This is a genomic window from Paenibacillus sp. 01L418 (assembly GCF_056400045.1).
Window position 1 is genome coordinate 1 of the sequence record NZ_JBFTSN010000356.1, and the last position, 6,676, is coordinate 6,676.

Annotated in this window: 8 protein-coding genes; 2 read left to right on the forward strand and 6 right to left on the reverse strand. The window is 45.0% G+C overall.

Features of this window, described 5'->3' with window-relative positions:
• The 5 genes from AC1DSE_RS27440 to AC1DSE_RS27460 all read right to left on the reverse strand — a co-directional run.
• The coding region (locus tag AC1DSE_RS27440) for an aromatic acid exporter family protein (protein ID WP_477528511.1) at positions 1-668 on the reverse strand (668 nt) is incomplete at its 3' end.
• A gap of 38 nt (positions 669-706) precedes the next feature.
• The gene (locus tag AC1DSE_RS27445; protein ID WP_076266111.1) at positions 707-1,504 is read right to left on the reverse strand and encodes an ABC transporter permease; all 798 of its coding nucleotides are present in this window, start codon (positions 1,502-1,504) and stop codon (positions 707-709) included.
• Positions 1,505-1,586: 82 nt separating this feature from the next.
• The gene (locus AC1DSE_RS27450) at positions 1,587-2,384 is read right to left on the reverse strand and encodes an ABC transporter ATP-binding protein (RefSeq protein ID WP_076265790.1); all 798 of its coding nucleotides are present in this window, start codon (positions 2,382-2,384) and stop codon (positions 1,587-1,589) included.
• 27 nt (positions 2,385-2,411) lie between these two features.
• Complete coding sequence (locus AC1DSE_RS27455; RefSeq protein WP_477528512.1) at positions 2,412-3,422, reverse strand: ABC transporter substrate-binding protein; 1,011 nt, start codon at positions 3,420-3,422, stop codon at positions 2,412-2,414.
• A 157-nt stretch (positions 3,423-3,579) separates the two neighbouring features.
• The gene (locus AC1DSE_RS27460) at positions 3,580-5,094 is read right to left on the reverse strand and encodes a carboxypeptidase M32 (protein WP_477511906.1); all 1,515 of its coding nucleotides are present in this window, start codon (positions 5,092-5,094) and stop codon (positions 3,580-3,582) included.
• A 139-nt stretch (positions 5,095-5,233) separates the two neighbouring features.
• On the opposite strand from AC1DSE_RS27460, the gene AC1DSE_RS27465 reads away from it, so the two are divergent.
• Both AC1DSE_RS27465 and AC1DSE_RS27470 read left to right on the forward strand, forming a co-directional pair.
• On the forward strand, positions 5,234-5,563 hold the full coding sequence (locus AC1DSE_RS27465) for an iron-sulfur cluster biosynthesis family protein (protein ID WP_076265787.1): 330 nt from the start codon (positions 5,234-5,236) through the stop codon (positions 5,561-5,563).
• The gene (locus AC1DSE_RS27470) at positions 5,560-6,126 is read left to right on the forward strand and encodes a beta-class carbonic anhydrase (protein ID WP_441882522.1); all 567 of its coding nucleotides are present in this window, start codon (positions 5,560-5,562) and stop codon (positions 6,124-6,126) included. Before AC1DSE_RS27465 ends, AC1DSE_RS27470 begins: the two co-directional genes overlap by 4 nt.
• Before the next feature lie 24 nt (positions 6,127-6,150).
• On the opposite strand, the gene AC1DSE_RS27475 is transcribed toward AC1DSE_RS27470, so the two are convergent.
• Positions 6,151-6,676: DUF309 domain-containing protein (locus AC1DSE_RS27475; protein ID WP_477528513.1), on the reverse strand; the 526-nt coding region annotated here is incomplete at its 5' end.

Sequence of the window (6,676 nt, forward strand, 5' to 3'; positions counted from 1 at the left end):
GATTCGAGCTGCTGACGTCTCATTTCAAAATAAGTGGACCAATATTGCTCTTGGCCCCAAAGCCGATTTTCGCGATTGCGAACGGAGCGCTGGGCTCCTTCCTCAATCGCGTTATAGGCTTCCAAAATTTCGCCGCCATTCCATATATGCGATGGATCTCGCAGCGTCAGCGACATTTCTTGAAAGATGACGGCAAAGTTTTGCTCAATTGAAGAACGAAAGAAGCTAAGTTGATGCTCATCCTTAGGCATATAAATGATGTTCACGATGGTTGCCCATCCCAAACCTGCAAATAAGAGCATAATTTCGTTTCCAATAATGTCGGTTGTCACCTCAGCCCGATTGAAAAGGTGGAATACGATAACCGAACTTGTAACGATGCCATCCTTCAATTGGAAGCGCGACAATATTGGAAAAGTAATGAGAATGAATATAGCAACTGCCCAAATGTGAAAACCAAATACAGTAAAGATAAGCGAAGCAAAAAAAAGTCCGAGCACAGAAGCGATAAATCGCACAAATGCGCTCTTAATCCCCTTCATCCTCGTCACTTCAACACCAAGTATGGCAAGAATCCCGGCGCCAAGCGGCGGCTCCAATCCGAGATAGACTGCGGTATAAATGGCTGCAATGGCGGCTAACGCCGTTTTGATAATACGAATGCCCATGAATTAACCTCACGTTAAGTAGGATTTATTTCTACATCCTACCGCTCGCGCCAACCCTCAGTCAACTTTCTCTCCAGCATTGCAACTAATTGATACATAACCGTAGCGACTACAGCAATCACAATCAAGCTTGATAGCACTAGTGTGAAATTGAAGACTTGGAAGCCATATATAATTAAATAACCTAAACCTAGCTTTGCGACGAGAAACTCACCCACGATGACGCCGATCCACGCTAGCCCGACATTAACTTTCAACGTTGAAATAATGACAGGAAAAGAACCCGGCAAAATGACTAGCTTAAATAATTGCAGTCTAGAAGCACCAAACAGCCTTACGACCTTAATATAACCGGTGTCAATCTCACGAAATCGATTATAAATGTTCAAAATCGTTATAATGACAGTGATCGATAGCGTAATGGCAACGATCGACATAAAGCCTGGTCCAAGTCCGACGATAAAAATAGGACCAAGCGCCACTTTGGGCATACTATTGAGGACGACCAAATAAGGATCGAATACACGAGATAGAAATGGGAACCACCATAACAAAGCGGCAATCGCAGTGCCTAAAATCGTACCAAGCAAGAAACCTACGACGGTTTCTGTCACGGTCATGCCAACATGGGGCCATATTGAGCCGTCCACCATCGTCTTCCATAGCTGTAGAAACATCTTGGAGGGATAGCTGAACAGCAAGGGATCAATCCAATTTTTGCGCCCAGCTGCTTCCCATAGACCGATAAACAGGAGCAGCAGCACAAACTGTGTTGTGATGACCGCAGCTGTAATACGCCGTTTGTGTTCCTTGAACCGAGTGTGCAGCTCGCCCATCCAAGTCAGGCGATCCTCTTGAATACCCGATACAGCAGCTTTACCTGTTTTGTCGTTATTCAATATATCCCGCCCGTTTCGTTCATCCACCATTTCCACCCCCTTCCATGTCGTCCTCATCAAGCTCCTCCCATAAGCGATCAAACAATTGTTGAAAGTCTGGGAGCTTGCGAGCCGCCATCGGGGTTGCTTGACGAATCTCTTCCGGTATTTCCACTTCACATCGAATATGTCCTGGGTTTCTGCCTAGCACGATAACACGGTCACTCATTGCAGCTGCTTCTGCCAGATCATGTGTGACGAGAACGGCTGTTTTGCCAAGTCTCTTTAATGTCTGATGAACCAAGTCCTCGAGTTGGAGTTTGATATGCAAATCAAGTGCTGAGAAAGGCTCATCGAGCAGAAGCACTTCCGGCTCTGTAGCTAAAGTTCTTGCAAGTGCGACTCGCTGCCTCATTCCGCCTGATAGCTCATGAGGATATTTACGCCCGGATTCCGGTAGTCCAAGTTCAACTAACAGCTCATCTACCGCTTGAAGCGCCTTTTCTGATTTGCGTCCGCTTATTTCAAGTCCAATTGCGGCATTTTCTTTGATAGAACGCCATGGAAATAAATAATCTTGCTGCAGCATGTAGCCTACCTTGGGCGAAGGTCCCACAACCCGCTCACCATTTAGCAGTACTTGCCCCTTAGTCGGTGGAAACAAGCCGGCTAACAGACTAAGCACCGTCGTCTTGCCGCAGCCGCTAGGACCAACCAAGCTGATAAACTCCCCGCGGTTAACCGTCAGCTCAATTTGTTCGACCGCGAGGGAGGCTCCTTTTTCATTCACATATACATGTGATAATTGCTGCAGCTCAAGCACGGGTACATCCATCATGCCTAAGCCTCCATTTCATGCCGGCAGTTATTTTACTGCTTCAATTGCTTTTTCGGCAAAGCTAGTATCTACAATTTCACTATGCTCGGTACGCTTCTGAAGTTCTCCTGCGCTCGTAATAACGTCAAGAAGGTTGTTCCATTCCCCTTCATCAATGATTGGATCTGTCGCGAACGAGCCTTGTTTTTTGTAACGGTCAATGGAGCTGATAAGAATATCGCGATCCACATTTTCAAAATATGGCAGCACAACATCGGCAATTGCTTCTGCATTGTTGTCCTTAACCCAGAGCTGCGCTTTATGAACAGCGTTCGTGAACGATTGAACAGCTTTTTTGTTTTTGTTGATGTAGCTTTTCTTAGCCATAAACACCGTGTAAGGAAGGTGTCCGCTTTCCTCACCAAATGATGCTACCACATGACCCTTGCCTTCCTTCTCAAAAATCGAAGCTGTCGGTTCAAATAGTTGGACATAATCGCCAGTACCCGATGCGAAGGCTGCAGGTATGTTTGMAAAATCAACGTTTTGAATCAGCTCCAAATCCGCTTTCGGATCGATGCCAAGCTTCTTTAACGCAAACTCGCCGGCCATCTGCGGCATTCCACCTTTTCTTTGGCCAAGGAATACTTTTCCTTTTAAATTGTTCCAATCGAAGTTTGCATTAGCCTCTCTAGCTACAAGGAAAGTACCATCGGTTTGAGTCAATTGGGCAAAGTTAATGATCGGATCATCCGTCCCCTGCTGATACACATAAATGGAAGTTTCCGATCCCACCAATGCAACGTCGATCGCATTCGAGAGCAATGCCGTCATTGTTTTGTCACCGCCCGGTGTAGTCGTTAATTCCACATCGAGCCCTTCCTCTTTAAAGAAGCCTTTCGCGACAGCTACGTATTCTGGTGCATAAAATAATGAGCGCGTTACTTCGCCGATACGAATCTTCACATTGCCTGAATCGCCTTTCCCGCATCCAGCCAGTACACTTGTCATGACTAGCACTGCGGCGAGCAGCATCGTCAATACCATTCGTTTTTTCATTTTTGAGTCCCTTCTGCAACTATGCGTTTAATAAATGTACTTCAGCCTATGCGCTTTAGCGAAGGGCGGTGAATACATGCACAAAAAGAAGGCTGCCCATTATCGTCATTGGACGATTGGACAGCCTTCTCATCTTGTTAGTAAATTTAGCTGCTTACTACAGCTTGTAGATGTCTGTATATTTTTTCGTTAAATAAGCAACCAAATGCTGTGGATCAAGCGGTTTGCCAGTAACGCTTTGGATAAGCTCAGAAGGCGTTCTCAGCTTGCCGTATTTGTAAATGCGCTCGCTAAGCCATTGCTTAATCGGCAGTAAATTCCCTTTTTCTACACTGCCCCAGAAACCTTGCAGATCACGCTCCATCGTATCTGCGATTTGCGCCGCATACATATTGCCAAGTGAATAGGAAGGGAAATAACCAAAAGCTCCACCAGACCAGTGAACATCTTGGAGAACGCCTTCTGCATCATTTTGCGGAGTCACGCCTAAATACTCTTTGTATTTTTCATTCCAGATAGCTGGAAGATCTGCAGCTTTCGCGCCGCCATTAAATATAAGCTTCTCGATCTCATAGCGGATAATGATATGCAGATTATAAGTCAGTTCATCTGCTTCTATTCTAACTAGCGATGGCTGCACAACATTATTCCCGCGATAAAATTGATCAACGCTCACATCAAGCTGACCAGGAAAACGTTGTTGTAGCTCGCCGAAATAACGATTCCAGAAAGGTCTACTCCGTCCAATGACATTTTCCCAGAAGCGGGATTGCGATTCGTGAATCCCCATGGAAGTTCCGGTGCAAAGCGTTGTGCCGATAAGCTCTTCCATAATATTTTGCTCATAAAGCGCATGACCGCCTTCATGAATTGTTCCGAACAATGCGCTTGTTACATCGTCCTCCAAATATCTTGTCGTAATTCGAACATCGCCGGGATTAAGTCCTGTAGCGAATGGATGAGCGCTCTCATCGAGCCTGCCTGCTTCAAAGTTGTAACCCATTTGCTCCAATATGTATAGACTAAACGCTTTTTGAGACGATTTATCATAGTTTTGCTTCAGAAATGAAGTATCTGGCTGATGCGGCGAGTTTGCGATCGCTGATGCTAGCGGTACGAGCTGCTCGCGTAAACCGCCAAACACTCGGTCAAGTTCAGCAACGGTCATGCCCGGTTCATATTGATCAAGAAGCGTATCATAACGAGTCTCTTTCGGTCCCCAAAGGTCAATAAATTGATTTGTATAGGAAATGACCTTCTCCAAATAGGGCTGGAAGCTTGTATAATCATTATTTTCCTTCGCTTCTTCCCATTTGCTTTCGGATTGCGAGGATAACACCACATATTCTTGATAGAGCTTCGGTGGTATTTTGATGCTGCGATCGTACTCCTTGCGAGTTTCCGCAACTAAACGCTGATCGATTTCACTGAGCTCTGAGTATACAGAACGATCCTCCAGTGTGGACAGATTTTCTCCTAGTTCAGGTGATGTTGCCAGCTTAAAATGGTCACCGGATAACACGCCAATGACCTCTGAGCGATTATCCATTCCTTTGCGCGGAGCGCCTGTGCGCAAATCCCAATATAGAACTCCGAGTGCTTCCTCATAGCTCGAAATTTTGCGAATGGTTTCTCTGAAATTTTGCAGAGCTTCCGTATGTTTTGTAGACATCATTGTTCCACCTTCCTGCTTCGTTTTTACATTGATTATGATTCATGGGATCTTTACTTGATCTTACTTATTCCAATCCTTATAATCATCTTAAACCTGCAAGACATCCAGTGCAAGAGATAGAAAGAGAGGAAACCATATGCATATCATTTTTTCCAAAGCAGCTACTGATCGGTTAACTCCTTATTTAAAAGAGGGGAAAAACCAATTAAAACTGCTTCATGATACAGAAGGATGCGGTTGTGTCGTTAGCGGCGTTCCTGCCCTTCAGTTGATTAGTGAGCCCACGGTGGACGACAAACTCGCACAAGGCGATCCTTTGCCCTTCTATTATGAACCTCGCCATGAAATATATTATGAACCCCAGCTGCGTGTTGATTACAATGAGGAACGAAGCAGCTTTAGTCTCAAGAGCGACAGCCAAATCTATACGGTAAACCTTCGTTTTCTAAGCGGAGGAGCAGCATGAACAAGATTGATGAAATTTTAAATTACAATAAAGAATTTGTTGAGAACCGGAAATACGAGAAATATTCCACGAGCAAATATCCAAACAAAAGAATGGTCATCGTTACTTGTATGGATACAAGGCTGACAGAAATGCTGCCCAAAGCTATGAATCTCAAAAATGGCGATGCCAAAATCATTAAAAACGCTGGTGCTATCGTAACCCAGCCTTTTGGCAATATTATGCGTAGTGTCCTTGTCGCCTTATATGAGCTGCAAGCTGACGAAGTATTTGTCGTTGGCCATAGCAATTGCGGGATGACTGGTCTCAACCCTGAACTCATCATTCAGCATATGGAAGAGCGAGGCGTCTCCAATGAGACGATTACAACCTTGAAGCATTCAGGTCTTAATCTGATGCGCTGGCTGACTGGCTTCGACAACGTCAGAGACAGTGTTCTAAACAGTGTAAGCATCATCCGCAATCACCCCCTGCTGCCTGCTAATATTTTAGTACATGGATTGATTATTGATTCCGAAACTGGTGAACTAGAGCTTGTAGACGCTGCAACGCCTCAATTGTAAACAAATAAAACGGGAACACAGCGGTTATTCAATCATACCGCTACGTTCCCGTTTTTTTGCTTCATAAGCTGCAAGTCTTGCTGCTATCACATCGGATCTGTCTCTCTTTGAATGCCTGTGTATGATTGCATCATCATCTAATGGGCTCGTAGCTCCCCAAATCAATCCTCTTTGATCACACATCTGCTTGCACAATAAAACGACGTCTTCGTTTACAATTTGCAAATTAATATCTGTATAGGGAGTTTCGTCCTCTGCCTGCAAATAAGCCAATCTCGCACTTAATTGCATCTGCAAGCTGTTCTTACCTAAACCAAGCTCATCAAGCGGGGCTGCAGACAGTCTGCGATCTGCTTGCGTTAGCATTTTGACTGCGCCGCGAACATTGCCTCTGCGCTCGTGATAGAGGCCAACAGCCAGCTGAATAAGTCCAACCCAAGTATCCGCAAATCGATCACCGGGATTCTCTTTCCAGTACTCCTCCAGAAGCTCGTGACATTCGAAATAATCTCTGGATGCATGGAACTCCACTAAATAAGCAATATACGCT

Bases quoted from the DNA above. Each gene is read 5' to 3' on its own strand.
- AC1DSE_RS27445 (WP_076266111.1), bottom strand. From the start codon at position 1,504: ATGGGCGAGCTGCACACTCGGTTCAAGGAACACAAACGGCGTATTACA.
- AC1DSE_RS27450 (WP_076265790.1), bottom strand. From the start codon at position 2,384: ATGATGGATGTACCCGTGCTTGAGCTGCAGCAATTATCACATGTATAT.
- AC1DSE_RS27460 (WP_477511906.1), bottom strand. From the start codon at position 5,094: ATGTCTACAAAACATACGGAAGCTCTGCAAAATTTCAGAGAAACCATT.
- AC1DSE_RS27470 (WP_441882522.1), top strand. From the start codon at position 5,560: ATGAACAAGATTGATGAAATTTTAAATTACAATAAAGAATTTGTTGAG.
- AC1DSE_RS27465 (WP_076265787.1), top strand. From the start codon at position 5,234: ATGCATATCATTTTTTCCAAAGCAGCTACTGATCGGTTAACTCCTTAT.